At 51.0% G+C, this 25,766-nt stretch carries 21 protein-coding genes and 4 pseudogenes; 13 read left to right on the top strand and 12 right to left on the bottom strand.

Features of this window, described 5'->3' with window-relative positions:
- Window positions 1-319 precede the first annotated feature (319 nt).
- From phoP to IG609_RS09205, 3 genes are all read left to right on the top strand, one after another.
- On the top strand, window positions 320-1,009 hold the full coding sequence (gene phoP, locus IG609_RS09215; protein ID WP_193398072.1) for a two-component system response regulator PhoP: 690 nt from the start codon (window positions 320-322) through the stop codon (window positions 1,007-1,009).
- Window positions 1,006-2,460, top strand: coding sequence for a two-component system sensor histidine kinase PhoQ (gene phoQ / locus IG609_RS09210; protein WP_193398073.1), 1,455 nt, complete (start codon window positions 1,006-1,008; stop codon window positions 2,458-2,460). Before phoP ends, phoQ begins: the two co-directional genes overlap by 4 nt.
- Before the next feature lie 260 nt (window positions 2,461-2,720).
- A complete protein-coding gene (locus IG609_RS09205; protein ID WP_193398074.1) occupies window positions 2,721-3,842 on the top strand; it encodes a ribosomal protein uL16 3-hydroxylase in 1,122 nt (373 codons plus the stop codon).
- Between the two features lie 78 nt (window positions 3,843-3,920).
- On the opposite strand, the gene pepT is transcribed toward IG609_RS09205, so the two are convergent.
- The gene (gene pepT / locus IG609_RS09200; protein ID WP_180787141.1) at window positions 3,921-5,153 is read right to left on the bottom strand and encodes a peptidase T; all 1,233 of its coding nucleotides are present in this window, start codon (window positions 5,151-5,153) and stop codon (window positions 3,921-3,923) included.
- Between the two features lie 197 nt (window positions 5,154-5,350).
- On the opposite strand from pepT, the pseudogene potA reads away from it, so the two are divergent.
- From potA to IG609_RS09180, 5 genes and pseudogenes are all read left to right on the top strand, one after another.
- Window positions 5,351-5,554: pseudogene (gene potA, locus IG609_RS09195) on the top strand (spermidine/putrescine ABC transporter ATP-binding protein PotA); the annotation flags it as partial.
- Between the two features lie 6 nt (window positions 5,555-5,560).
- A pseudogene (gene potB / locus IG609_RS20610) lies at window positions 5,561-5,759 on the top strand (spermidine/putrescine ABC transporter permease PotB); the annotation flags it as partial.
- A pseudogene (gene potD, locus IG609_RS09190) lies at window positions 5,750-5,932 on the top strand (spermidine/putrescine ABC transporter substrate-binding protein PotD); the annotation flags it as partial. The pseudogenes potB and potD, both read left to right, overlap by 10 nt.
- A 196-nt stretch (window positions 5,933-6,128) precedes the next feature.
- A complete protein-coding gene (locus IG609_RS09185) occupies window positions 6,129-6,761 on the top strand; it encodes a YbhB/YbcL family Raf kinase inhibitor-like protein (protein WP_193398075.1) in 633 nt (210 codons plus the stop codon).
- Between the two features lie 60 nt (window positions 6,762-6,821).
- Complete coding sequence (locus IG609_RS09180) at window positions 6,822-7,688, top strand: helix-turn-helix transcriptional regulator (RefSeq protein ID WP_193398076.1); 867 nt, start codon at window positions 6,822-6,824, stop codon at window positions 7,686-7,688.
- A gap of 111 nt (window positions 7,689-7,799) precedes the next feature.
- On the opposite strand, the gene prc is transcribed toward IG609_RS09180, so the two are convergent.
- The 3 genes from prc to IG609_RS09165 all read right to left on the bottom strand — a co-directional run bounded on the left by prc (window position 7,800) and on the right by IG609_RS09165 (window position 11,235).
- The gene (gene prc / locus IG609_RS09175; RefSeq protein WP_193398077.1) at window positions 7,800-9,815 is read right to left on the bottom strand and encodes a carboxy terminal-processing peptidase; all 2,016 of its coding nucleotides are present in this window, start codon (window positions 9,813-9,815) and stop codon (window positions 7,800-7,802) included.
- Between the two features lie 19 nt (window positions 9,816-9,834).
- A complete protein-coding gene (proQ, locus tag IG609_RS09170) occupies window positions 9,835-10,644 on the bottom strand; it encodes an RNA chaperone ProQ (RefSeq protein ID WP_116166599.1) in 810 nt (269 codons plus the stop codon).
- A gap of 84 nt (window positions 10,645-10,728) precedes the next feature.
- A complete protein-coding gene (locus IG609_RS09165; RefSeq protein ID WP_102117890.1) occupies window positions 10,729-11,235 on the bottom strand; it encodes a GAF domain-containing protein in 507 nt (168 codons plus the stop codon).
- A 307-nt stretch (window positions 11,236-11,542) separates the two neighbouring features.
- On the opposite strand from IG609_RS09165, the gene yebS reads away from it, so the two are divergent.
- The 4 genes from yebS (at window position 11,543) to IG609_RS09145 (ending at window position 17,383) form a co-directional block, all read left to right on the top strand.
- Complete coding sequence (gene yebS, locus IG609_RS09160; protein WP_193398078.1) at window positions 11,543-12,823, top strand: membrane integrity lipid transport subunit YebS; 1,281 nt, start codon at window positions 11,543-11,545, stop codon at window positions 12,821-12,823.
- Window positions 12,824-12,825: 2 nt separating this feature from the next.
- Entirely contained in the window at window positions 12,826-15,465 is a 2,640-nt protein-coding gene (locus tag IG609_RS09155; RefSeq protein WP_193398079.1) for a PqiB family protein, read from the top strand.
- A gap of 146 nt (window positions 15,466-15,611) precedes the next feature.
- Entirely contained in the window at window positions 15,612-17,066 is a 1,455-nt protein-coding gene (gene rsmF, locus IG609_RS09150; protein WP_193400550.1) for a 16S rRNA (cytosine(1407)-C(5))-methyltransferase RsmF, read from the top strand.
- A 125-nt stretch (window positions 17,067-17,191) separates the two neighbouring features.
- Complete coding sequence (locus IG609_RS09145; protein ID WP_180785031.1) at window positions 17,192-17,383, top strand: YdfD/YebW family protein; 192 nt, start codon at window positions 17,192-17,194, stop codon at window positions 17,381-17,383.
- A 19-nt stretch (window positions 17,384-17,402) separates the two neighbouring features.
- On the opposite strand, the pseudogene IG609_RS09140 reads toward IG609_RS09145, so the two are convergent.
- Together IG609_RS09140 and cspE are read right to left on the bottom strand one after the other, a co-directional pair.
- A pseudogene (locus tag IG609_RS09140) lies at window positions 17,403-17,501 on the bottom strand (extensin family protein); the annotation flags it as partial.
- A 258-nt stretch (window positions 17,502-17,759) separates the two neighbouring features.
- A complete protein-coding gene (gene cspE, locus IG609_RS09135; protein ID WP_005967874.1) occupies window positions 17,760-17,972 on the bottom strand; it encodes a transcription antiterminator/RNA stability regulator CspE in 213 nt (70 codons plus the stop codon).
- Between the two features lie 589 nt (window positions 17,973-18,561).
- Between cspE and IG609_RS09130 the strand changes: the two genes are divergently transcribed.
- Entirely contained in the window at window positions 18,562-18,783 is a 222-nt protein-coding gene (locus IG609_RS09130) for a hypothetical protein (protein WP_193400548.1), read from the top strand.
- On the opposite strand, the gene IG609_RS09125 is transcribed toward IG609_RS09130, so the two are convergent.
- From IG609_RS09125 to IG609_RS09100, 6 genes are all read right to left on the bottom strand, one after another.
- Window positions 18,784-19,431 (bottom strand): hypothetical protein, encoded by a 648-nt coding sequence (locus IG609_RS09125; RefSeq protein ID WP_193400546.1) that lies wholly within the window; start codon window positions 19,429-19,431, stop codon window positions 18,784-18,786.
- Window positions 19,431-21,485 carry a tail fiber protein gene (locus IG609_RS09120; protein WP_193400544.1) on the bottom strand — a complete coding sequence of 685 codons (2,055 nt, stop codon included), beginning with the start codon at window positions 21,483-21,485 and terminating at the stop codon, window positions 19,431-19,433. Before IG609_RS09120 ends, IG609_RS09125 begins: the two co-directional genes overlap by 1 nt.
- Window positions 21,486-21,547: 62 nt before the next feature.
- The gene (locus IG609_RS09115; protein ID WP_193400542.1) at window positions 21,548-23,287 is read right to left on the bottom strand and encodes a phage tail fiber protein; all 1,740 of its coding nucleotides are present in this window, start codon (window positions 23,285-23,287) and stop codon (window positions 21,548-21,550) included.
- 2 nt (window positions 23,288-23,289) lie between these two features.
- Window positions 23,290-24,198, bottom strand: coding sequence for a baseplate wedge 1 family protein (locus IG609_RS09110; RefSeq protein WP_193400540.1), 909 nt, complete (start codon window positions 24,196-24,198; stop codon window positions 23,290-23,292).
- Window positions 24,191-25,393 (bottom strand): baseplate J/gp47 family protein, encoded by a 1,203-nt coding sequence (locus IG609_RS09105; RefSeq protein ID WP_193400538.1) that lies wholly within the window; start codon window positions 25,391-25,393, stop codon window positions 24,191-24,193. The genes IG609_RS09110 and IG609_RS09105 overlap by 8 nt, the downstream gene beginning before the upstream one ends.
- Complete coding sequence (locus IG609_RS09100; RefSeq protein ID WP_193400535.1) at window positions 25,393-25,743, bottom strand: contractile injection system sheath initiator; 351 nt, start codon at window positions 25,741-25,743, stop codon at window positions 25,393-25,395. The genes IG609_RS09105 and IG609_RS09100 overlap by 1 nt, the downstream gene beginning before the upstream one ends.
- Window positions 25,744-25,766: the final 23 nt, after the last annotated feature.

Here is a 25,766-nt window from a genome sequence, read left to right as displayed (position 1 = left end):
CCAGATCTCTAATTAACCATACTCTAAATAATTCGAGTTTCAGGTAGGCGGCAAGCGAAGGAATCCCGATGAGCTTACTCAAGTAAGTGATTCGGGTGACTGAACGTAGCCAACACACATGCAACTCGAAGTATGACGAGTATGACCATTTCCAGCCTGTTTATACCCGGTTTATTCTCCCTGTGGATAATTTAACAAATCAAATAAATACCGTTCGCTGCGTATAATGTTGATACGCGGAAGAGACATACATGAAAGACATGGCGCATAGCAGTATTTCGATAAACATGGCCATTTCTATCCGACAGAGGATATAGCGATGCGAATTCTGGTCGTTGAAGATAATGCATTATTGCGCCACCATTTAACCGTTCAGATGAACGAAATGGGGCATCAGGTTGACGCCGCATCTGACGCCAAAGAAGCGGATTATTTTCTGCATGAGAATATGCCGGATATCGCCATTGTCGACCTTGGGTTGCCCGATGAAGACGGCATGAGCATGATCCGTCGCTGGCGTGCTAATCAGGTCAAGCTCCCGATTCTGGTGCTGACCGCCCGTGAAGGCTGGCAGGACAAAGTGGCGGTGCTGGAAGCCGGTGCAGACGATTACGTGACCAAGCCGTTCCATATGGAAGAAGTCGTGGCGCGCTTGCAAGCACTGATGCGGCGCAACAGCGGTTTGGCATCGCAAGTCATCAGCCTGCCCCCCTTCGAGATCGACTTATCGCGCCGCGAGTTGATAATCCACGGATCGGCCATCAGGCTGACTGCGTTTGAATACACCATTATCGAGACGCTGATTCGCAATAAAGGCAAAGTCGTCAGCAAAGAGTCGCTAATGTTGCAGCTGTACCCCGATGCAGAACTGCGGGAAAGTCATACCATCGACGTGTTGATGGGGCGGTTACGCAAGAAAATTCAGCAAGCAGAAGCCTCGGATGTGATCACTACCGTACGCGGACAAGGATATCGCTTTGATATTGATATCCCTTCAGGCTCAGCATGAGCGATAAGAAACAGCCCTTCTCGCTGCGTATTCGTTTTTTACTCGCGACAGCGGCCATCGTGCTGGCGCTGTCGCTCGCCTATGGCGTCGTCGCCATTATCGGTTACAGCGTCAACTTTGATAAAACCTCATTCCGTTTGCTGCGCGGCGAAAGTAACCTCTACTACAGCCTTGCGCAGTGGCGCGATAACCAACTGAATATCGTCACGCCGTCCGACGTTGACATCAATTTTCCCACACTGGTGTTGATATACGACGAGCATGGCAACGTGTTATGGCGAGAAAAACACGTTCCCGAGCTGGAAGCGCTAATCAAGCCGGAATGGTTGAACAAGACAGCCTATCACGAGCTAGATACCGACACCGATACCAGCAGCGCGGTATTAACGGGCAATACCTTATTGCTGAGCAGCCTGCGGGCGCTGAACGGCGCGCAGAGCAATGCGTTAACGCACTCCATCGCCGTGAACGTTTACCCGAAGACCGAACATCTCCCTTCCATCACGATTGTTGTAGTCGATCGCATCCCGCAGGAACTCCAACAGCAAGACGTGGTGTGGGAATGGTTCAGCTATGTGTTGATCGCCAATCTTCTGCTGGTGCTTCCCCTGCTTTGGCTGGGTGCTCACTGGAGTCTGCGCCCTATTCAGCATCTGGTAAAGCAGATCGCCGAGCTGGAAAAAGGCACGCGCGATCAACTGGATGAAAATTCGCCGCGCGAGTTGTTCAGTCTTGTGAAAAACTTAAATATCCTGCTGAATAACGAACGCCAGCGCTACCATAAATACCGCACAACGCTCACCGACCTCACCCACAGTTTGAAAACACCATTGGCGGTTTTACAGACCACGTTACGCGCGCTGCGAACCGGCAAAGAGATCACTATCGATCAGGCTGAACCTATTATGCTGTCGCAGATCAGCCGCATCTCGCAGCAGATTGGTTACTACTTGCATCGCGCCAGCGTACGTTCTGAACATAATCTGCTGATACGCGAAGTGCACTCGGTTCCGGCGCTGCTGGACGGTTTATGTTCCGCGTTAAATAAGGTGTATCAACGCAAGGGCGTGGTGTTGACGCTCGATATTCCGCCCGAGCTGACCTTCGTCGGTGAGAAAAATGATTTCATGGAAGTGCTGGGCAATATTCTTGATAACGCCTGTAAATACTGTCTGGAATTTGTCGAAATTAGCGTGCAATACTCCGATCACAAACTGCATCTGATCATTGATGATGATGGCCCCGGCATCCACGAAAGCAAGCGCGAAATGATTTTCCTGCGTGGACAACGCGCCGACCGTATGCGTCCCGGACAAGGTATCGGCCTTGCCGTTGCGGTCGAAATTATCGAACAGTATCAGGGGGAGATCCTCATCAGCGACAGCGCACTGGGCGGTGCCCGGGTCGAAGCTATTTTCTCCCGCCAGAACCTGAACCAGAATGAGGGGTGAAAGGCAGTACAGCGCGCGATGCTTCCGCTATACTCGTCATACTTCAAGTTGCATGTACGTTGGCTACGTTCACTCACCCGAATCACTTACTTAAGTAAGCTCATCGGGACTCCTTCTCTTGCCGCCTGCATGAAACTCGAATTATTTAGAGTATATACTTATCGCCAAAATACTGATTGTTTTAAAATACTGATTATTTCAAGAAAAATCATGTCTTCAAGAACAGTCATTTCCTCAAAAACGAGTTTCTGGAAAACGGTATGAACTATCAGCTCAATCTCGACTGGCAGGATTTTTTAGCGAACTACTGGCAAAAACGTCCGCTCCTGATTAAAGGCGGTTTCACGCATTTTATCGACCCCATTTCACCTGACGAACTCGCCGGTTTAGCGTTGGAAAATGAGGTTGATAGCCGTCTGGTCAGCCATCAAAACGGCCGCTGGCAGGTAAGCCATGGTCCTTTCGAGAGCTACGATCATCTGGGAGAAACTAACTGGTCGCTGTTGGTGCAGGCCGTCGATCACTGGCATGAACCCTCTTCTGCCTTGATGCAGCCCTTTCGACAACTGCCGGACTGGCGCACCGATGATTTGATGATTTCATTTTCCGTTCCCGGCGGTGGCGTAGGACCACATCTGGATCAGTATGATGTTTTCATTATTCAGGGAACGGGACGTCGCCGCTGGCGCATCGGTGAAAAAATCCCGATGAAGCAGCACTGTCCGCATCCCGACCTGCTGCAGGTCGATCCGTTTGACGCCATTATTGATGAAGAGCTGGAACCGGGCGATATCGTGTATATTCCGCCGGGCTTCCCGCACGAAGGCTACTCGCTGGAGAATTCGCTGAACTATTCAGTAGGTTTCCGTGCACCGAATGCTCGCGAGTTGGTGAGCGGCTTTGCGGATTATGTCCTTTCCCGAGAACTCGGCAGCTATCGCTATAGCGATCCCGAGATCCCCTCCCGCGATCATATCGCCAGCGTACTACCGCAAGAGTTGGATGCGCTGCAAAAAATGATGCTGGAGCTGGTGCAGCAGCCGGAGCATTTCCAGAACTGGTTTGGCGAATTTATTTCCCAGTCCCGTCACGAGCTCGATCTCTCACCGCCGGAGCCACCTTATCAGGCAGGCGAAGTGTATGAATATCTGCAACAGGGTGAACCCCTGCGTCGTTTAGGCGGCCTGCGGGTCATCTGCGTTGGCGATAGCTGCTTCGTTAACGGGGAAAAAGTGAACAGTACGCACAAGGCGGCGCTGTTTGCGCTGGCTGAGCATCCTGCTATTGGTGCAGAACTGCTCGGCGACGCGCTGGAAGATCCTTCTTTCCTCGCACAGCTTACCGTTCTGATTAACAGCGGTTACTGGTACTTCGCGGATTAAGACCCATCTTGGATACGGGCTAGTACAAAGATAAGGCGGGAATGTCCCGCCTTATTCGTCTCTGCAAAATGGAAACACTTACGGCTTCGCGCGCAGCGCCGTCAGTTCGGCAATGCGCATAATCACAGACACCGCCTTTTCCATGCCTTCCAGCGTGACAAATTCATGTTTGCCATGATAGTTGTAGCCGCCGGTAAACAGATTCGGGCACGGCAGCCCTTGAAATGACAGGTGTGCACCGTCGGTACCGCCGCGAATCGGCTTCATATTCGGCTCAATGTCGCAATCCCGCATCGCCTGCTGCGCCAGCGCAATAATGTGCGGATGCTGCTCAACCTGCTCACGCATATTGTAGTAGGTATCGGTAATCGTGACTTCAATGTAGCAATCAGGGTGCAACCCCGCACCAACCTTTTCCGCAATATCCAGCATCGTCTGTTTACGCTGTTCAAAGCCGTTGCGGTCAAAATCCCGGACGATGTAATGCAAATCTGCGCGCTCCACAGAGCCTTTCATGCTGTGGAGATGATAGAACCCTTGATAGCCATCCGTCTGCTCCGGTGATTGACTCTCTGGCACCTGCTGGTGATAGCGAGAAGCCAACGTCAGCGCATTCACCATCACGCCTTTGGCGCTGCCGGGATGCACATTGTTGCCTACGATTTTCACCTGAACCGAGGCGGCATTAAAATTCTCATACTCCAACTCGCCGACACCGCCGCCGTCTACGGTATAGGCCCACTGTGCGTTAAACGCTTTGACATCAAAAAACTGCGCGCCCTTGCCAATTTCTTCATCAGGCGTAAAGGCAATACGAATATCGCCGTGCGGTAGCTGGCTTGTCTTCAAACGCACCAGCGCGGTCATAATTTCCGCGATCCCCGCTTTATCATCCGCGCCCAGCAACGTTTTGCCATCGGTCGTAATCAGCGTGTGTCCCAGTAGCTGGTGCAGCACTGGGAACATCACGGGTGACAGCACTTCATCCCCCATGCCCAGAGCAATATCACCACCGCGGTAGTTTTCTAGAATCTGCGGATTCACATTCTTGCCGCTAAAATCCGGTGACGTATCCATATGCGAAATAAAGCCGATAGCCGGAACGGGCCAGGCAACGTTTGCCGGAAGCGTCGCCATCAGGCAGCCCTGCTTGCTCAGTACAACTTGCTCAAATCCTAGTTCGAGCAGTTCCTGCTGCAACGCACGCGCCAGTTTCAACTGACCGTCGGTGCTCGGCACCTGCCGAACGCCGGATTTAGACTGTGTATCGAACGAAACGTAATTCAAAAATCTGTCGAGTAATTTATCCATCTTATTTATGTCCGCTGAACCCTGAAAGGCATTATGGATAGGGCTACCTCGGTAGATATTGCGTCAGGTCAGTTTTTTCCCGATTTAACACACTGCCAGACCAGAGGTCAGGCCAAAAAGCGGCGGTCGCGTCACGAAGAATGCCCAAATCAGGTAACAATAAGGAAACATTTGCGCTAATTCAGTGACTGAATCACCACCAATCGTTCACCCACCAGACCGCTGAGCAGCGGCACGTTAATACTGTATTTCAAAGCTACGCCCTGTTTCCTCATCTCAGCGAGTTTGAGAACGTGGCATTCGGCCTGCGCATGCAGAAAACACCCGCCGCAGAGATTACACCACGCGTGACTGAGGCGCTGAAAATGGTGCAGTTGGAAGAGCTTGGCGGCGGCATGCAGGCGGAAAGCATGGCCGTTATCGCAACGTTCTGCTGTCTGCTGCTCGGCTCTCCGTTTGCCTTTAATTCTGGCGCGCTTACCGAAAAAAACTCAGCCGCTGCAGCTGTTTCTACTGATTGTGCCGTTTTGGACCAACTCACTAATCCGCAATTACGGGCTGAAAATTTTTCTGAGTACACACGACCATCTGAATGAATTTCTGCTCCGGCCAATGCCAAAAACGTTGACGGCGCGATGAAGCTGATCGACTTCCTGCTGCGCACAGAAGTAGCGGCACAGGTCGCGGAAACCATCGCGAAAGGCGAATGGCAGAACGACGTCGGCAGCGCCAGCACGCTTTATGAAACCTACTTCCAGCAGCTAAAAGCCGGTCGTTAATCGCGCACGCTGTCACGACGTTACGACGGCTTCTCTTATGGGAAGTCGTTTTTCACATCACCTAGCAAGCTATAACAGCTAAACCTATCAAATTGACAGCCAAAAGCATTATCCTGACGGCATTAGGAAAATAATTACGCTCCGCTTCTTCTATAATGATTCAACACTCACTGGAATCACGATAAGGAGCACCACTATGCTGCAACTCTCCAGCCACAGTTTTCAGGACGGCGACACTATCTCAGGCGAATTTGCGTTTGCCGTACCGGGCGCAACTAGCCACATTGCGCTGTCTTCTAACCACAACCCTCACGTTGCCTGGCACGACGCGCCCGAAGGGACACAGTCTTTCGTATTGATCTGCCACGACCCAGATGTACCCAGCCGCGGTGACGACGTGAATCAGGAAGGCCGCGAGGTTAGCGCCTCTCTGCCGCGTGTCGATTTCTACCATTGGCTATTGCTGGACATTCCAGCCAGCATCAATGAAATTCCTGCGGCCTCGCATTCCACTGGCATCACACCGCGTGGGAAAGCAGGCCCGAATGCACCGGCCGGACTCCGGCACGGCATCAATGATTACACGGGCTGGTTTGCCACGGACGAACAGATGAAAGGCACTTACTATGGCTATGATGGTCCTTGCCCGCCGTGGAACGATGCGATCGTCCATCATTACATCTTCACACTCTACGCTCTCGCGACACCAACTTTAACGATAGAAGGTGAACTTAACGGAGCGAATGTCCGCGCTGCGCTGGCTAACGCACCAGTACTGGCAGAAGCGACACTCACCGGGCTGTATACGCTTAACCCCGCATTGTTGTGATAGTAAATTATTGTGATAATAATCAGTTATGATCATGCCTCGTTATAAGAATGATCGGCTATGAGCGTGACCGCTTTACGTTCTGCCGCCCCGCCTCTTAGTGCAGAGGCGGACTGGCGATTGCCATCAGGCCAGCCGCTACAGCGGTATGGCCTGTGTGCGCTAGCTCAGCCTCACTTACGCACGCCACAGCAGACAACGTGTTTTCATTTTTATGAGGCCACGCTTCTGCTGGTTCTCTCTGGCCGATTAACCCTTCTTGAACAGAACGAAACGACGGTTGTCGATACGCCGTCTCAGCTTTGTCTGATTACGCCTGACGTAAGCGCCGATTTGGCGAAAACGCCAGGCGGTCATGATGCCGTTTTCCGGTCGATCTTTCTGACGTTTTCCTCCACGCTTCTGGCACGGTTTTATCAACGCTACCCTGAAATATTAGCCCCTGCGCATCATCCGCGTCCCTTCACTACCCTCACGCTGGATGACGATCTCACCCACACATTGCAGTATCTGGTTGAGGGGATTACGGGCAACGCACTTAATGAATTGCGTCTCGAACTGCGGCTAATGGATATGCTACTGGCGCTGTTGGAACGGGGATATCGTTTTGGCGCACCACCACAGCCCGGTGTTACGGCACAGCTGCGTGTGCTTATCAGTGAAGAGCCGGAACAACACTGGACCGCACAGTCTGCGGGTCGCCTGCTGGCGATGAGCGAGGCTACGCTGCGCCGGAGGCTATCCGCCGAGCAGACACGCTTTGAAGTGCTGTTGCTGGAGACGCGAATGCAACACGCGATGATGCTGGTACAGACGACATCATGGAGTATGCAGCGTCTGGCCGAAGCCTGCGGGTATAAATCCTCGGCGCGTTTTTCCGAACGGTTTAAAAATCGTTTTGGCTGTTCGCCAACCAAGATTCGTTAATCGTCATCTACAGCACCGCGCTTTCATCCCAAAACGCTCAACGTAAGTTAAAAAAACGCCCTGTTGGATAAACCAGACAGGGCGTTTAATTATCGGAACGATTTTAGCGAATTACTCTTTTTCTTCCTGTGCCAAATCGTTAGCAATTTTCACCGTTTCATCCAGATAAGGATCGGGTGCCTGATAATCTTTCGGCAGATCTTCCAGCAATTTGAGCGGTTTTTTACCTTCTCTCACCAGTCGATCATTCACCCGCTTCAGACGCATCGCTTCATCATCGTCATTCTCTTTCTCGCGCTGAGCCAGATTGAGCGACACGAGGTTGCGCTTATCCTTAAGCTCGTTGTAGCGGGCAATATCTTGCGCAACATACTGGAATTCAGGATCTTTGGCGATACGCTCCTGATGATGTTCATTCAGTTTGCTAATCAGCGCCTTCAGATCGCCGCTATTCGTGTAGTTAGCCGCTTTGATGCTGTCCCACGGTAACGCATTGTCTTCAAATTTCTCACCGGTATCGACCGTTTCCGTGCCGGTTGGCATCATCACGTCAGGCGTCACGCCTTTCATCTGCGTACTGCCGCCGTCAATACGATAGAACTTCTGAATCGTGTATTGCACGGAACCCAGCGCTGGCCAGTCAGGGCGCAGCATCTGATCGTAAATCCGATTCAGCGAGCGATACTGCTGCACGGTGCCTTTACCAAACGTCGGTTCACCCACGATCAAGGCGCGGCCATAATCCTGCATTGCCGCCGCGAAGATCTCGGAAGCGGAAGCACTGAAGCGATCTACCAGCACCACCAGCGGGCCTTTGTAATACACAATACCGTCGGTGTCGCTGTCTTCACGCACTTTGCCATTATTATCGCGTACCTGAACCACTGGGCCGCCTGGGATAAACAGACCAGAAAGTCCTACCGCTTCCGTGAGCGCGCCGCCGCCGTTCGTACGTAAATCAATCACAATGCTGCTGACGTTCTGTTTTTCCAGCTTCTGAAGCTGTACTTTTACGTCATCCGTCAGGCCGACATAGAAACCGGGGATGTCCAGCACGCCAACTTTATCTTTACCGACCGTCTTGACGGACATTTTCACCGCGCGGTCTTCAAGGCGAATGCGTTCACGCGTCAGCGTAACAATGCGCGTTTTCGTCCCTTTACCTGCGGGAAGAATCTCCAAACGCACTTTACTGCCTTTCGGGCCTTTAATCAGCGCGACGACATCATCCAGACGCCAGCCGATAACATCCACCATCGGCTTGCCGTTTTGGCCTACGCCAACCACGCGGTCACCGACGGTAATGTTTTTGCTTTTCGCTGCTGGGCCGCCTGGCACCATGGAATTAATCATGGTGTAGTCGTCATCCATCTGCAGCACCGCGCCAATCCCTTCAAGCGACAGGCTCATTTCGGTATTGAATTGCTCGGTGTTACGCGGTGACAGGTAGCTGGTATGCGGGTCAATTTCACGCGCAAAGGCGTTCATGACGAGTTGGAAAACATCTTCGCTATTGCTCTGCGCCAGACGGCGAATGGCAAATTGGTAACGCTTGGTCAGCGTCTCTTTGATGTCTTTATCATCTTTACCGGTCAGCTTCAGGCTGAGCCAGTCATATTTTACCTTGGCATCCCACAGGCGGTTAAGTTCACCTGCGTTCTGCGGCCAAGGGGCTTTGCTGCGATCGAGCTCAAACGTCTCATTACCCGTTAGATCGACCGGTTTATCTAGCAGCGACAGTGCATATTGAAAACGCTCAAACCGACGCTTCTGCGCCAGATTGTACAACGCGTACGGAATATCTAGTTGACCGGATTTCAGCGCGTCGCCCAGTTGGGCTTTTTGCCCAGAAAATTGTGCCACATCAGAGGCCAACAGCACGTTGTGGCTGTAGTCCAGCATGTTGAGATAGCGGTTAAAAATTTTCTCAGAGAACTGCGCGTCCAGCATAAACTGGCGATAGTGCGAACGCAGGAAACGTGAGGCCACCCTGTCGCTAACGGTAGCATGTTGAGGCTCCTGATGTAGCTGAGGGATCTGCTCAACACGCGTAATGTTTTCATTTGCAAAACTAGAGCCCGCCAGCAGTAAGCCTGCAATGGCGGTTATTCTGACTAAGTTGTTCATGCCCAGGTTGGCCTCCGTATCAGAACTGCAAGTGTTCTGCGCGTACAATCATTGCCAATCCAGAAGCCAATTGTACTCTGACTTCGCCTTTAGCAATTTCAAGCACGGTGGCATCCATGGCGTCTTTGCCGGCTCTGACTTTGATTTCCTGACCGATTTGCAGTTTGGAAACATCCGTAACCGCTACCCGTTGAGGCTCATTGCTAGCAGGCTTTGCCTGACGAGATTGAGCATTAGCGGATTGCTGAGAAGAGGACTGCGATTGGCCGGAAGAAGGCTGACGTGGATTACGCGGTGCGTTGTTTCTGTTTTGGGATGCATTGTTTTGGGATGCATTGTTTTGGGATGCATTGTTTTGGGATGCACGGTTTTGAGAGGCATTGTTTGAAGCATCACGGCGCGGCGCACGTTTCTGAGCGGGACGAGGAGTACGCGCTGCTTCTGCCGATTCCCCGGCTGCTTCACGTTTTTTCGCCTGTTGCTCTGCACGCTGAGCCTGAACTCGCGCTTTCGCTTCTTCCAATTGCTTACGAGCATGATCGACATGCTGCTGTTCCAACTCACCGCATGGGTTACCATCCAGATCCACACGTTGGGCACCCAATTTTACACCGTACAGATACCGCCAGCTTGAGGTGTAAAGACGCAGCGCAGAGCGTAATTGCGTCTTACTGACGTTATCGGACTCCGGAACACGCTCAACAAGATCCTGAAAAATACCGATCTTTAACGGACGAGTATCACCTTCAATGGTGAAACAAAGTGGGAACCGCTCTGCCAAAAAGGCAATGACTTCTTTACTACTGTTCAACTTAGGTTGATTTTCCATGAAATTTCCTGATTACAACGGGTTTGCCAACCGGCGCAGGCATGAACAGGCGTCATTATAATGACGCCATCGGCAATTGCCACGTTAACCTTGCTTCAACGTGAGAGAATTGATGAATGTCATCACATCGCTCGCTTCCAGTTGAGCACAAAGTACGCTCACCACCGCCTTCAGCCCTTCTTCATCATCTGCGTCAAAACGCTGATAAAGGGGACTGTCAATATCCAGAACGCCAATCGGTTGCCCGTTAACGACAAGCGGTAGCACAATTTCAGCATTACTCGCGGCATCACAGGCGATATGACCAGGGAACGCATGGACATCATCCACACGCTGAATGCGATTTTCAGCTATCGCCGCACCGCATACACCTTTGCCAACCGGAATACGCACACAGGCAACCTTGCCCTGAAACGGTCCCAGGAAAAGCGTGTCGTTATCCAACAGGTAAAAACCTGTCCAGTTAACCCCATCCAAACGCTCAAACAGCAGCGCACTACTGTTTGATAAAATCGTAATAAAACGGTTTTCATCCGCGATAAGCGATGACATGTCGCGAATGAGATCCTGATAAAATTCTTGTTTGTTCATACTTGCTTATTCATAAAGTATATCGTTGTCTTTTCAAAACAGTGCGAACCATTCCCGCACAGACTGCATTAGCATCGGTTACAGAATGCCATAAGATTAGCGCCTTCGCGCGAAGAATCATCCGCTTTACTGTAACGCTGTCGTGCATATCGTGCTATTTCCACCTGTAAAATAATATCGGGCAGAGATCAGAGCCTTATTATGAATTTATCATTCAGTTAGCCTTCAGTTACACTAAATAGCTGTGAATACGTTATCTATCGTGAATATAACAGGACTTAACACCTTTTACCGGATCGCAGGAAAGATGAAAATACAGAGTATAGCCAGCCCTGCGCCGTTTCCTTCTCCTCGGCCACCGTTAACCGATGGCGCAAAAAGTACCGTACCTGCGATCGAACGCTATCATCGCTGCCCTGAATGCGATGCCTTTTTTGCGCTGCCGCCGTTGAAGCAAACTCAGACGGCGAGCTGTCCGCGCTGCGATGCCAAAGTCAGTTCAGGCCGAGATTGGAGCATTTCTCGGCTGACTGCGATGGCCGTTGCCATGCTGGTACTGATGCCGTTCGCCTTCACTGAACCGTTGATCAGTATTCAGCTGCTGGGCGTCACCATCAATGCCAGCCTGTTTGAAGGCATTTGGCAAATCACCCGTCAAGGTCACCCGCTCACGGCGAGTATGGTCGCCTTCTGTACCGTTGGCGCCCCGCTCACGCTGGTTTTTTCTCTGTTATACCTGTTCTTTGCTCCCCGCATCGGGATGAATCTGCGGCCCATCCTCCTCATGTTGCAACGGCTAAAAGAATGGATGATGCTGGATATCTATCTGGTCGGCATGGCCGTTGCCGCAATCAAAGTCCGTGAATTCGCGGATGTTCAGGCGGGAATCGGGCTAGTCGCCTTTCTGGCGCTGATGATCTTAAGCCTGTTGACGCTGATTCACTTAAATACCGACCAGCTTTGGCAGCGGTTTTATCCGCGCATGAGACCCTTAATTTCGCCGGATCGCTACCGAATCTGCCTTTCCTGCCATTTCACCAGTTCACCCGACAACCGAGGGCGCTGCCCCCGTTGCCATATTCCACTTCGCTTGCGTCAGCGACAAAGTCTGCAAAAATCCTGGGCAGCGCTCATTGCCTCTATCGTTTTACTGTTCCCCGCCAACCTGTTGCCCATATCGATTATTTATGTCAACGGTGCGCGTACGGAGGACACGATTTTTTCCGGTATTCTTTCGCTTGCGTCAGGCAATGTTCCGATCGCGTTAGTGGTCTTTATCGCCAGTATTCTGGTGCCGTTTACTAAGGTTATTGTGCTGTTCGGGCTGCTGGTGAGTATCCATCTTCGCTCAGAAGGCAACATAATGATGCGCATGAAGATGCTGCGCGTTATCCGTTGGATCGGTCGCTGGTCCATGCTCGATTTATTTGTGATTGCTCTGACGATGTCGCTCGTCAACCGCGATCAATTACTCGCTTTCACCATGGGGCCTGCTGCCTTTTACTTTGGCGCAGCGGTGATTCTCACTATCCTTGCCGTTGAATGGCTGGATAGCCGACTGATGTGGGATAACACTGATGTGGAATAACAATGCAAGATAATACGCCAGGGACACCAACTGAAGCTACCGTGAAGAACAAGCGTCGCCTGTCGCCGTTTTGGCTGCTGCCGCTGATTGCGTTGATGATTGCTGGCTGGCTGATTTACACCAATCAGCAGGAGCGCGGTGCAACGGTCACTATCGATTTTGTCTCCGCTGACGGCATTGTCGCTGGGCGTACCCCCGTACGCTACCAGGGAGTCGAAGTCGGCACCGTGCAAAATATCAAACTGAGTGAAGACTTGCGTACCATTCAGGTCGAAGCCAGTATCAAAAGCGATATGAAGGAAGCGTTGCGCAGCGGCACGCAGTTCTGGCTGGTTACCCCGAAAGCCTCTCTCGCAGGGGTGTCAGGGCTGGATGCGCTGGTGGGCGGTAACTACATCGGTATGATGCCCGGATCCGGCGATCCGCAAGAGCACTTTTCCGCGCTGGATACGCAGCCCAAATACCGCGTGAATACTGGGGAACTGCTGATTCATCTTCATGCCGACGATCTCGGCTCACTGAATACCGGTTCGCTGGTTTACTACCGTAAAATCCCGGTGGGGAAAGTCTACGATTATACCGTTTCCCAGGATAGCCACGGTGTGATGATTGACGTGCTGGTTGAACGCCGCTTTACCCATCTGGTGAAAAAAAATAGTCGCTTCTGGAATGTGTCTGGCTTTAATGCAGACATTAGCGTCAGCGGCGCAAAAATTGAGATGGAGAATCTGGCGGCGCTGGTTAACGGCGCGATCGCGTTCGATTCGCCGGAAGAGAGCGAGAATGCGGGTGCCGAACAATCCTATCGCCTCTATCCCGACCTGGCACAAAGCCAGCGCGGTGTGAAAATAACGCTGGACTTGCCTTCCGGCGACAGCCTATCCGAAGGGCGCACGCCGCTGATGTATCAGGGGTTGGAAGTCGGCACGCTAAATAAAATCACGTTGAACCCAGACAACGGCAAGGTCAGCGGAGAGCTCATCATCGATCCTTCCGTGGTTTCGCTGATGCGGGAAGGTACGCGTATCGAACTCAGCAAGCCCCAGCTTTCACTCAGTGACCTAAATGTTTCACGTCTGCTGAGCGGCCCAACGCTGACGCTCATCCCCGGTGAAGGCGAACCGCGTCAGCATTTTGACGTACTGGATAGCGGGCAACAACAGCTCACCCAGCCCGGTGCGCTTTCCATTCAGCTCACGGCTGCACAAAGCTATGGCATTGATAGCGGCCAACCCGTGCTGCTGCACGGTGTCCAAGTCGGTCAGGTCGTCAAACGTACGCTGGACGAACAAGGTGTCAGCTTCCTTTTGGTGATCGAGCCGCGATATCGCCAGCTATTACACCGCGACAGCAAATTCATCGTGAACAGCCGTGTGAATGTGAAGATGGGGCTGGATGGGATTCAAGTGCTGGGTGCCAGCGCACAAGAGTGGGTCAGCGGTGGTATTCAGGTTTTACCGGGCAGCAAAGGCGACGTTCAGACGCGTTACCCGCTGTTCAGCGATCTCGAAAAAGCCGAAGAAGGCATTCGCGGTGCCACGCCGTCCCCGACTCTCACCTTAGTGACCGACAGCCTGCCGGATATTCAGGACGGCTCCATCGTGCTGTACCGTAAATTTCAGGTAGGCGAAATCATGCGGGTGCGACCGAAGGCGGATACCTTTGAGGTTGACGTTTATATTCGTCCCGAACACCGCAAGTTACTGACGGGAAACAGCGTATTCTGGGCAGAAGGCGGTGCCCGAGTGCAGTTGAATACGTCGGGCCTGACCGTGCAGGCTTCTCCGCTGAACCGAGCGCTTAAAGGGGCGATCAGTTTTGATAATCTGGAAGGTGCACCGGAAATTAAAAGCGGCAAACGCGTCCTCTACAACAACGAAACGGCGGCGCGCGCCGTGGGGAGCCGCATCATTCTGCGCACCTATGATGCCAGCAAACTCGCGCCGGGCATGCCGATCCGCTATCTGGGAATCGATATCGGTCAATTGGATTCACTGAAACTCTCCGAGCAGCGTAATGAAGTGCTGGTGCAGGCTGTCCTCTACCCTGAATATGTGCGTAATTTCGCCCGTTCCGGGACGCGTTTTTCCGTCGTCACGCCAGAGATTTCCGCTGCCGGTGTGAATCATCTGGAGACGCTATTCCAGCCTTATATCAACGTCGAACCGGGTAACGGCAGCGTAACGCGGAATTTTGAGCTGCAGCAGGCCACCATCTCTGATTCTCGCTATCAGGACGGCTTGAATATCAGCGTTGATACACCGGAAGCCGGCGCGTTGCAGGTTGGTACGCCGGTGCTGTTCCGCGGCATTGAAGTCGGTACGGTAACTGGGCTGTCGCTGGGCACGCTTTCCGACCGTATCGCCGTGTCGCTGCGCATCAGCAAACGCTATCAGCATCTGGTGCGCAACAATTCCGTCTTCTGGCTGGCTTCGGGTTACAACCTGGAATTCGGCCTGACAGGCGGCGTCATCAAGAGCGGAACCTTCCAGCAGTTCATTCGCGGCGGTATCGCGTTTGCCACGCCACCCAGCACGCCACTCGCCCCCAAAGCACAGGAAGGAAGGCATTTCCTGCTGAGGAACGAAGAGCCTAAAGAGTGGCGGCAATGGGGAACGGCGATTCCAACGCCCAATAATTAAACTCACCATCGGACAGGGCGACCCTATCGTTTCCCTGTCGTTTTCACGCGCCGTCTCGTCGTTTTCACATGATGTATGAAGGATCCGTGCTACACTTCGCCGCTTCTTCCCCTCGTTTTACTGAATAACCTGTACGGAACCACGCCGTGGCAAAATTTACCCCAGCCAGCCTGCCTGCTGAATTTCTCGACACTATGCGGGACATCATGCCTTCATCCCTTTCGATGGAGGATTTTATTGCCGCCTGCCAGCGTCCGCTGCGTCGGAGCGTCCGCGTGAATACGTTAAAAATCAGCGTCGATGCCTTTCTTGAGCTTGTACAGCCCTATGGCTGGCAGCTTGAGCCGATTCCCTGGTGTCAGGAAGGCTTCTGGCTGCTGAATGCGGAAGAAGAAAACACGCGGCTAGGCAATACGCTGGAGCACCTGAGTGGACTGTTTTATATTCAGGAAGCCAGCTCCATGCTGCCCGTCAGCGCCCTTTTCCATCGTAACGATGCGCTGGAAACGGTTTTGGACGTCGCGGCAGCACCGGGTTCTAAAACAACGCAGATCGCGGCTAGATTGAATAATGAAGGGGCTATCGTCGCCAATGAGTATTCAGCCAGCCGAGTAAAAGTGTTGCATGCTAACATCAGTCGCTGCGGCGTCAGCAATACCGCGATGACACACTTCGACGGGCGAGTTTTCGGTGCGGCGCTGCCGGAGTATTTTGATGCGATTCTGCTGGATGCCCCGTGCTCGGGTGAAGGCGTGGTGCGTAAGGATCCCGCGGCGATGAGCCACTGGTCGCAGGAGAGCATTACCGATATTGCGGCCACACAGCGTGACCTGATTTTGAGCGCGTTCCATGCACTGAAGCCTGGCGGCGTGATGATTTACTCCACATGTACGTTAAATAGGCAGGAAAATCAGCAGGTTTGCCATTGGTTACAGGCACAGTTTCCTGATGCGTGCGAATTTGAATCGTTACACGATCTCTTCACCGACGCCGAACGCGCGACAACCGAAGAAGGCTTCCTGCACGTCTTCCCACAAATTTATGACAGCGAAGGCTTCTTTGTTGCCCGTTTGCGGAAAACCGCCAGCGTGCCACCACTGCCACGACCGGGCTATAAAGTGGGTAAATTCCCGTTTTCTCCGATGCCGCCCAAAGATTCTGCATTACTCAAACAAGCGGCAGGCAAACAGGGTATTCACTGGGATGAGACATTACTTCAGCTGTGGCAGCGTGATAGCGAGATCTGGCTCTTCCCTGCGGCGCTGACGTCTGCTTTTGGCAATATCAAATTCTCACGAATTGGAATTAAACTCGCTGAACGCTTCCCTAAAGGTTTCCGCTGGCAACATGAAGCCATTGTTGCGCTGGCCGATCCGAACGCGAAGAATGCCTACGCGCTGACCGATCGCATCGCCTGTGATTGGTTTCAGGGGAAAGACAGCTATCCAGAACCGCCTCCTGCTGCGGATGAGCTCATTTTAACCTACCAGAACACGCCTGTCGGCCTGGCCAAACGTATCAGCAGCCGGATAAAAAACAATCTGCCGCGCGATCTGGTGCGGGATGGCGCGGCCTCAGCTCAGCCTCTTTCTAAAGAATAAATGCGGTTTCTGCATCAGGTGGCGATAAAACCACCTGATGAACCGCCCGTTCTGCCTTTCCTCACTGATTTTCATCTACAATTATCCTGACAGATAGAGAAAATCGGTAATGTCTGGAGAACGGCATGTTTGCATTAGTGATATTTGTTTGTTATCTCGGGCATGGCTGCGACGATTTGGTCGTCGGTGCCTACAACACAGAAGCACAGTGTCTGCAAGCGATGAATGAACAGCGCCTGCGTCGTGCGGGTTGCTTCCCCATCGAAGAGTATATTGACGGTTTCTGGATCCCCGCTCAGGAATACGCTGACTTTTAGTTTTCCCGCCAGAGTATTCTCATCGACACACGCCAAAACCGCGCATGCCAAAATGAAAGTGATTAGCGTGTGTGGCGTTATATTCCTCCCCCAGCGAGTTACCAAAAAAGCACACTGAATTTTAGAGGAATTATGTTCATTCGCTATACAGCAATTAATGAAGCTAAGTGCTTACGGGTTGATGAGGAATAAAACAATATAGGCTGCTGGGTTCTGAATATAAAATTCAGCACGCTGCTATGAGATATAAATAAACAAAAACCCCCAGCTTTACGCTAGGGGTTTTTTAGTGCTTTCCTTGACTGCTCCGGCTTAAACCATCATCGCTATCGCAAGAGAAACATTAATTCATTTGGCTTTATTGTGGCGCAACTTTTTACAGTGCGACAACGTTGCCAGCTGAGGGGCCTTTCTGGCCATTTTCAATGGTGAACTCAACCTTTTGGCCTTCGTCCAACGTTTTGAAATCGTTGCTCTGGATAGCAGAGAAATGTACGAATACATCTTTGCTACCGTTGTCAGGAGTAATGAAACCAAAACCTTTACCAGCGTCAAACCATTTTACTAAACCAGTCATTTTATTAGACATAGAAATTACCTTAATTTTATAGCGCCTTCCGGCAAAATAGGGCCTGTGCACAGAATTTAATTAGCAACAATAAGGAGGCTCAAAAGAAGGGATATCTATGGATAACACTTTGAAATGAGAACTGCTTTACTAAACTGCTTTTTACGTCTGCGAATCAAACCGACGAGTCATTAACTCATGTATCAATATCTTTAGCAAGTATTTATTAAAAAAAACCTTTAAAAGGCTCGCAGAAACGAAATTCGTCTCGTCTCAACATCTTAATTGACAAGAATCGCCAACCGATACATCAGAAAAACAGCTGCCATATGAGGTTCCACCCGCACTATTTTATGAGTGAATACAAAGTATAGAGTAAGCCAAAGGCATCGAAGGCTAGGTGCATTATTTCTCATATTGATTTTTTGAAGCAAAAAAAGACTGAATACGATTCCTTTAGTCGCCAAAAGTAAATTAAATAATTGAAATATAAGAATTTAATCCTCTTATTCATCTAAAAACCATCAAAAACACCGTCTTTATCTATCCTTCAAAATCAAACACATGCTATATTTTTCGGACATGGACGGGAAAATTTCGGGTAAAAATAATGGAAGTTATCAACTATAACGGAACAACAATCTGCGTTTTAAACGACAGCGACATGCTAACTGATTGCCCAATCGGTTCATATGCTGTGATCGAAGATAGCGGGTTTTATGTCGCTGTACGCGTCGGCGAAACTGACGCGCCAGCGATACACATCGATCCAATTCCAACACTCGAAGAAGCGCTCGACATCATTGCCGGACGCTTGTCATTTTTTGCGTAATCAAACAGGCGTAATAATCATGCTGGCATTCGTGAATATGTGCTCGAAATACATGTCGTGCAGTTTGCTATGCCAGCGCCAACGTACACCGAGCTGCGTGTTATATTTGTCTGAAAAATCCGCTGGGTGCAGCGTTGTTTTTAGATAGTTGTAGAATGCCATCTGCCCTATATATCCCGACCTGACAGAAACCGCATAGTTTGTGTTGTTTGACACATAGCTACCGAGATTTACTGTGCTGCCGCCACTGTATTCGATGTATTTGCAACTCGGCTGAGTGAATCCTGTTGCTAGCGGATCGCACACTAGCGCATCGCCCGACGCAACAACGATGACATCGCACGTTGACCAATCAACATCATTTAGCGCACCAGCGAATGGAATTTGGCACTCTGCGATTTTCCAACCCCTGAAGTCATACGCATTTTCTACCGCAGTCTCAGCGCGCGTTATTGTCCCGCCCGACGCGTTCGCTATGTCGTAATATGCTGACGGATCGTGATACTGGCGCTCATTCGGGAATACGGGTTTAAACGTTCCGTTATCACAAACCCACGCCGCAATAACGTTTTTGATAGTCCCGTTATCATTGATATCGAGACGCTGAATAGGGGCAAATACGCCCCCGGATTCACGAAATAACGGCATTATGATTCCCCCACCTGATACCAAATATGCCCCTGAGCGTAGCCGCTGGCGCTAGTCGGCGGCGCTGCTGTCGATATTGTATACCCCACGCCGAGATTTTCGCGGGCGGTCGGTTTGTTAGGCACGTCTGCCAGGTTCTGTGGCTTCTCCAGAAAATCGCCACCAGATTTCCCCCACGCACTGAACACTATTGGATTCGCGCCTACGTCAACGCAGTAGCGGTGATAAACGTCAGTCGTGTTGTACGGGTAGAACGTCTGGCGAATGCCTGCGTCTGTCGTTTTTATAACGTCAAGCATGCCCGCCAGCGCGACGGGATAATTCCGCGCTAACGTTGCGTTACTCGTCAGCGCCTGAAATTTACGACCAAGTGATATCACGGTATTCAGGTTCTCAGTGCCGAGTGACGCGCTGGCCTGCGGAACTGCGCTCACATCAGCAGCTGTGAGGCCGTCTTTCGTTGCCAGTCCACCCAGCCCCAAATTATTACGCGCTGCGGCCTGCGCTGCTGCGCCGGCAGCGGCAATCTCAGACAGTCGTTCATTAATTTGCAGATATTTTTCGACAATGACCTTCGGCGTGACTGTTACTTGACGCGATACCGTAACGCCGGAGTATCGGCCCGTAGCGCTTATCGTTACTGTTCCAGGTGATACACCTGTTATCATTCCCGCACCGATACTCGCTATTTGCGCATCGCTACTGGCGTAATCAACAGGTTCAGTATATCCGGCTGGGGAAAATGTTATTGCTAAATTGTAGTTATCACCGACACTAATATTGGGAATATTCGCAACAGAGATATTAGTTAAATAAACATATTGATTGATGGTTACGAGAGCGGTTAGCCCGGTGCTAATTGAAGCAATAATTGTCTGTACGCCCGTCATCCCCGCACTTGCTGTATAGTTCCCGCTGGAGCTAATGTTACCCAGACTAGCGTCACTCACCGCCCAGTCAACAGGGTAGTTATCATGGAATTCTACAGGCAAAACACTAGCCAGAAATTGCAGTGAGGAACCGGCATTGATATTTGATGAACGCGGTGTGATTACTATTGCTGTCGGAGTTGGTATGCTGGGTTCTGTTTCTGCCAGATCCGTTTTTATAATATACATTACGGCTATATTTTTCGGCCTGGTCTCTATTGATGTTCGTGCAACATTCGACGAGTTAAACTCAACGACAAGTCCCCCGCCCTGACTATCCCACCCACTACTCCCTCCTCTGACAATTTTGAATAATTTCCCGTCAGCCCAACCCCAGTCATCAATAACAAACTCCCCCTTAATCTCTTGCATTGCGTCTTCCTGAGTACTGCATATTTCTCGCTCAGAATCAGGGTCAGTGGCTGAGCCGTGCGACCAACCTCTCGCAAACCTCCCTCTAGCATCTGGCACGCGGCCGGATGGGAATTTTTGTGCCAGCTTAGGATACTTTTCAATATCAAATGCCTGGCCATTAGCTTCTAGCCAACCATCGGGAGGGGTATCGGTAAACCAAATGCCTCCGAAACCTACGGGAACTAATTGTGGGTTGATGATCAGTTGAAATTGTTCAATAGCCGCATCTATGACAGGGTGTAATCGACGGGGTGTAATTTGCGTTGTTTCGTTGGTTGGATCGGCTGCTTCATCGGTGCTGGATTCCCGATAAATGAACTCCTGCCATTTTGTTTCGTCGGTGCCTGGCACTGACGTATTGTTATCATCTACTGATACATATGATTTGAACGCAAGCGCAGCGGACTGGCGATAGCGAACTACTGCGCCGGAACTGTACGCAAACACGCTGCCGTTGTTGTCCGCTGGCGTTATGTACTCTGGGAATCCGAAAACCTGATACTGCCGCACAGCGTTAGTGATTGCGTACAGAATCGCATTCATCGCCTCGCGTTCGACCGGCTTTGCGTTCGCGTCTACGGTCGGGTCTTTTGCGTAATCCCCTCCCCAGCCGCTGGGGAACGACACCACGCCGCTGCTCTGTAATGCGTCGGGAACGGTTTGGCGATCGCCGCTCTGCGCGAACGGCACGCGAAAAAATTTCTGATCCATTGATGTAGCTCCAGAAATGAAAAAAGCCGCAGAGTGCGGCTATTGAGGTTATTTGATTGCGCTTATTTAGCTGGGGAAACGCTATTGCAGTAAACGTTACTGTGGCTGACGAAGGGTTTCGGCTCGATGCGTTCCGGCATGTTTACACGGACCTGAATGAATAGGCCCTTCGGCACGTCGATAGGTGATTGATCGGGCCATTCCATTTCCGGTGTGTGCCCTTTCTCTGCGTCAAACGGCTTTTTGTCGAGCGTTAAACGGTTCTGTGCAAACGGCATCGCGTCGGGGTGTACGCGGTGGAACGTGTAGACAGTGATCGAGCCGTCTTCATCAACTTCGTAGTTGTTCCATAGCAGCGCTTTGTCGTTTCGGCATTTTGGATTACTCACACCTCCGTCTATGCCATTCCAAGCCGCATTAGGGTGCATCCCCTGACAGCCAGTGATTTTGTAAACGCCTTCACTCAGTCGTTTGACGTCGACGCCTACGGCTTCGTCTGTAGTAGTGAATGAACCATCTGAATAGATATTGATGACAGGGGATGCTGTTTTCCAAAATCCGCCAGAATCCGCGACTGCATTTAAGCCTTGCGCCAATATTCTATTAGCGCCCACACGAACGATACTGCCGCTTTGGGGATTAAGCACAACATCGCCATTTGGCATCAATTGCAGGTTCGCAGATGTCACATCATTGTTTACTTGAAACGAATCATTTGACGAGCCTCGGCCAATCCATGCCTTTCTTGTGAGCCCGTCAGAATCGTAAAACGGTATATAAACAGGCGTTCCAATTGAGTTCGCAACTAACTGCACTGGGCGCTCGCCCCTAAAAGTTTTTGTGCCCGTAATTGCTTGAGCGCTGCTAGTTGTTAACACATCTCCCGATGCATCCATAGGGATGCCAACTACAATTTGACCTGTTGCGTTGACGCCATTACTTCTGACTAGATAGGGTTTCGCAGATACCCCATCGTGCTCAAATCTGACAGTTCGGCCTAGCGTCCCTGACGCTACTCTGGTTGATACAAAGCCAATGCCCGGATAATCCCCTTGAACTGCTACGTTTTTGGTAAATAATTTCACCCCGCTGATTGTCTGATCTGTATCTAGCGTTGCTGGTGTTAGGTTTTGGTTTGTCCACAACTCATAAACAACCGTCTGACTTCCCGACGCTGTACCTGCCGACATTCTAACGCCATTGGCAGCATTACCAGATGAGCTGTGCGGACCAACGCTAATCAGCGACCACATATCATTGACCCGCGCATAAACACTTGCAGAGTTCTGCTTCGCGTATGCGCTGTTGTATTGGAGTCTCAGTATACTGCTTGGTGTATTGGCTCCTCGCAGATAAGTCAGCAAATTGCTGTCTGAATTTATGTTGGACAATTGCCCGCTACCACCCCAACCCCAGGCTCCGTTTATCAAAATAGAGCCAGATGTGGCATCAAATGCCGATGTTTGCACGTCATGCGTAGCGGCGTTTTTCAGGCCGACGTTATTGCGAAATTGTGCAGCATCCGCAATATCAGCCCCGTTCGCCGCCTTTTTCATAGACGCATCAGCGACTTGCTGCGCTGTGGCTACAGCCTGGTTGATTCCATTTAATTCCAGACTCACCGCATCAAGAATACGCTTTAAATATTTAGTCCGGTTCGCCAGTGCTTGGGCTTGAAAATTTGCGGGTCCACCTGTTCCGGCTAAAACATCGGTGTCTATTTGCAGTTCTGGAATATTAGCTGTGAACTCGTCAAGTTCATTAATCGGCGGTAAATCCTCTGGTGTAATTATGTCTGACATGTTTAGCCTCTAAACTTATTTGAGCCATTAAACTTAATAGCGCCATTGAATTTGGTTCGATTAGATAATGACGACTCGACGCTTTCCCATTCACATAGCGGGTTTAAAACCTGTGCGCGTGCAACAACACTGTAGCCGACATTGAAATCAGGCACAGTGCTGAACTGGCCGTTATCATCTGTTACCAATCGTTCCGTAGCCGTCGCCCCTCCCGCTAGCGTGTAAATCAGCGTGACATCAATATCTGAAACAACGATCCCAGCCGCAGCAGTCAGCGCGCCGGATAGCACGCCATCAGTAAATGTCAGCGTCAGTTTCAGATTGCTGTATACCTTGATGCCGTCGCCGTGCCAGAACGGAGCACGGAAATTGCTGTAGTGCTGACCAAAGCCGAATGGTTTATATGTGATAACCCGGACATCTTTATTACCCACCCCTTGGGGTCGCGGGATCAGGTCATAATCCTGAATGAGTTTTTGCGTGCCAATATCAACGTTGTGAGTAAACCAAATCAGGCGCATTTCCATGTCCTGCCCATCAAGTAAGCGCGTTGGCTCATTCATGATGTAGTCAGCGGCGAACTGGATTTCGTCAATCGTGGCCACGCTGTTGTTTTTGAATATTTTCGCCTTAATCATTCGGCGAAACAGGTCATCATTAACAGGCGCTGGCTGGCATGCTGGCGAGAACGTCCCGAGCGGTCGCGTGCGGTAACCAACGATGCGACCGCAGATATCAAGCTGTTCCCCTTCTACGGTGTCGATATCCAGCATCTGCTGTATTTTATCGGCCTGATCTTCAATGCTGGCCTGAGCGATATCCGGCAATATTTTCAGCCACTCGATTAATTTCGGAGCGTTTTTATATTGCCAATAGACTCGGCTTAACGTCTTTTTCTTGTGGTCATACATAGACCACCTCGATGTTGTCTACGCTGAAAATGCCGAGCTGGTTAAACGCGATATCAACTTGGGCACTCACGGCCGATGCTGATGACATTCCTACACCGATCGACTGAGCAAATCCGCTGCCGGCGACAATGTAGTTAACTGGGGTATACAGCCGCCCCGCCCCAATACCCTCACCAATTCGAAATCCCGTTTTTGCAAATCCGGTTGTTTGCTCAAACCCGATGTTCGAATACGCAACGATAGAGCGTTTTATTTCGTCATCATCAAATCGCTGATCGCTGGAAATGCTGACGCGAACAAAGATAGGGATAAACTCAGGACGGAAAAACGTAGCATTAAACGGATTCCCGCCTGACGTAACCGTATCAGCGCTGATTTTGTTCGGGATACTGCTGTTATAGCGATTCAGCCCGCAGCCGGGGTTTTTCCGTTTCGCTATCGTTGCGACAATATCCGCAGGTTCGCCGCCATCAATGAAGATCGCGAGTGAATGCCCCTCAACACCATTTTCATCTGGTGCGGATTCAGTATTTTCATAAATGCGGAGCTGTTTCACCCCGTCAAGATTGACCAATGCCGCATAAATATTGTCGAGCTGGTTATTACCTGGGAACGCAACAGACTCATTGCGACGAATACGAAACGCGTTATCTGATTCCTCATCACGTCCCAGCGATGCGGGGTTTACGTTGGTGACTGTCGTGATGCCGCCGATCGGTGTGGCAATGATGGAAAGGTTATTGCTATTCCCCGCCTGACTGCCAGCTGTAGTGCATGTGACGTTTACGGTTGCCGCGCCACCGCTATTCGTCGCTACCGTCGCATCTGTTGCCCATAGCGTGCCAGTAATCCGGTTTCGCACCAGTGTGCCGATCGGAATTTCAACAAGCGGCGTGCCAGTGAATGTCACTGTTGTAGTAGAAAACGTCGCATCTAGCCGAGTGATGCCCGCAAATGCCGCTATGCGATCGAGTTGCTGGCCGATGGCTGAATTCGGATCGGCTGAGTGATAAGCACTGATAACAGCTTCGTCCAGATTCGCCAACGTTTCACACCATGCAGCGATAACGAGGCCGTCCGGTGATTCTGGATTGATATTCCAGCCGTCATCGACATCCAGATATCGCTGGCGCATAACTGCAAGATAGCTGTTTAACGTCTGTCCGCTCACGCCATCTTTAGTAATTTCAGCCATCAGATAATTTCCTCATCAAACACCAGGTCAAACTGTTCGTTATTGATGTCCACCAGCGAGGCGTAAATCGTGATTTTGCGTGTGAGCTGGTCGATGTTGAACTCAAACCGAGTTAGGCCAATTACGCCCGGAGCGGTCAGAATGCGTTGCTTAATACTGGCTGCGGCAATGTCTACCTGCGTTTTTCCGAGGATGGATTGAAACCACGGCGTACCCTCCGCCGCATTGAGAAAATATTCACCGAGAAACAACCGTAGCCGCCTGATGATCCCTTGCCGTGTAGCTTCTTTTCCCGTGGCGAAATGTTCGCCGTGCGTGACAATATCGCCGTCTATAAAATTACGAATCATGAGTAGCGCCCATAAAAAGCCCC

The organism is Pectobacterium quasiaquaticum (assembly GCF_014946775.2).
GTDB lineage: Bacteria > Pseudomonadota > Gammaproteobacteria > Enterobacterales > Enterobacteriaceae > Pectobacterium > Pectobacterium aquaticum.
Note: the sequence above shows the minus strand (reverse complement) of the source record. Positions and strands in the feature narration are given on the sequence as shown.